Raw genomic sequence first — 1,968 nt, 5'->3', positions numbered from 1 at the left:
GTGCGCTGCTGGATTTCCTGAGGGGGAACCTTACCCAATTCGGCAAAATCCTTGAGGGGACGGGTGATTAATTCGGCAGCGCGATCAATGACCAAGTAACAGGTTTTGGGAAAAGCCGCTGCCGAGAGGGGTAATATCTCTAATTGGGCTGTTTTAACGATAGTCGGGCCTAAATAGCTCCCCGCTAGTTCCTCCTCCTCCTCGTCTTCATCTTCATCTTCATCCTCCTCTTCATCCCAATCCTCGTCAAGCTCATCTTCCTCCTCCTCTTCCTCGATAGCTTCGACGAAAAACTCGGTTAAATTAGCGTCTTCTAGGGGTTTATCGCCATTAATTTCTATATATTCCGAATTATCTGCTTCTGGCGGGTAAGAGGTATCCATTAACAGGGTTAATTGTTCCACAGAAGCGCTCGGTTGCTGAAAAGCCTGCTCATCCTTAGCTGCGATGTGGGCTGCCCGCAAACTAATCACCTTGATCGCTTTTTCCGGTAAATCCGCTGCTGCTTCCTCCTCCTCGAGGCCACGAGGATTGCGGGCCAAGCGTTTTTTCTGGATTAATTGCTCGTATTCCTCGCCAGAAAAAGAATTTTTGAGAAAACGACTGACCGTAGAACTACTCACGCCATAACGCTCGGCTAAGGTGGAAGTGGTGGCCTCCGTTTCCCGATAAAGCTTAAGAATTTCTTTTTTCGTGGCATCAGTCAGTTTTCTTGCACTCATATTACTTATATAGTTATTTTTTAAGCGATAGGATCTTGCCGATGGCTAGTCAGGGGAAGCTGTTGTCCTTGAGCGGATGTACTCTTAATCATAAAACGCTCTAGCCAATTAAAACTAAGCAATTCGTTTTCTAGTCCCTGTTCTAGTCTATCCTTGACTTCTGTTTCTCACCACTACTCAAGATTAAAAAATTGACGATGATATCAAGTGCTGCTAGTCAAAAAGCCTTATTAGTTCTGGCCGATGGTACGGTTTACGAGGGTTATTCCTTCGGCTCCAAGGGAACCACCGTCGGCGAAGTTGTCTTTAACACGGGGATGACTGGTTATCAGGAAGTCCTCACCGATCCCAGTTATGCCGGTCAAATCGTCACTTTTACCTATCCGGAATTGGGAAATACGGGGGTTAACCCCGAGGATGAGGAGTCAATTCGTCCCCAGGTGAAAGGAGCGATCGCCAAAAATATCTGCCACCGGCCCAGTAATTGGCGTTCTACCCAATCCCTACCGGATTATCTGGCCGATCATCATGTTATTGGCATCTATGGCATCGATACCCGGTCTCTGACCCGCAAAATTCGCTCGGTTGGGGCGATGAATGGGGCAATTTCCACGGAAATACTCGATTATCATGATTTACTGCGGCTGGTGCAGGCAGCCCCCAGTATGGCGGGGTTAAATCTCGTTAAAGAAGTTACCACCAAGGAAGTGTACGAGTGGACGACTCCCACCCCGTCCGCCTGGGAATTTGCGCCAATTGATAGTGATCAAGAACCGTTAACGGTGGTGGCGATCGATTTTGGCATCAAACGCAATATTCTCCGACGTTTAGCCAGCTACGGTTGTCGGGTGATCGTGGTTCCCGCCGACACTCCCCCAGAAAAAATCGCCGAATATAATCCCGATGGTATTTTCTTTTCTAACGGACCGGGAGATCCGGCGGCTGTCACCGAAGGTATTGCCCTAGCCAAGCAACTTTTACAAGGGGAAAAACCCACTTTTGGCATCTGTATGGGTCATCAAATTTTGGGGCTATCCCTAGGAGCAGAAACCTTTAAACTGAAATTTGGTCATCGCGGGTTAAATCAACCCTGTGGACTCCAGCAACAGGTGGAAATTACCAGTCAGAATCACGGTTTTGCCGTGCAGGAAGCCTCTTTAAACCCGGAAGTGGAGATTACCCATCTCAACCTCAATGATCGCACCGTAGCGGGTTTAAAACACAGGTCTTTGCCCTTTTTCTCGGT

General features: G+C 48.1%; 2 protein-coding genes. One reads left to right on the top strand and one right to left on the bottom strand.

What is annotated here, in order from left to right:
* Positions 1–722 (bottom strand): helix-turn-helix domain-containing protein (locus PX481_RS04830; protein WP_288093828.1); only part of this gene is annotated, 722 nt, incomplete at its 3' end.
* 197 nt (positions 723–919) lie between these two features.
* Between PX481_RS04830 and carA the strand changes: the two genes are divergently transcribed.
* A partial coding sequence (carA, locus tag PX481_RS04825; RefSeq protein WP_288093826.1) for a glutamine-hydrolyzing carbamoyl-phosphate synthase small subunit occupies positions 920–1,968 on the top strand: 1,049 nt, incomplete at its 3' end.

The sequence above is a fragment of the Microcystis sp. M53603_WE2 genome (assembly GCF_030065435.1).
The sequence above is the reverse complement of the archived record's forward strand: the minus strand, read 5'-3'. Positions and strand labels throughout refer to the sequence as shown.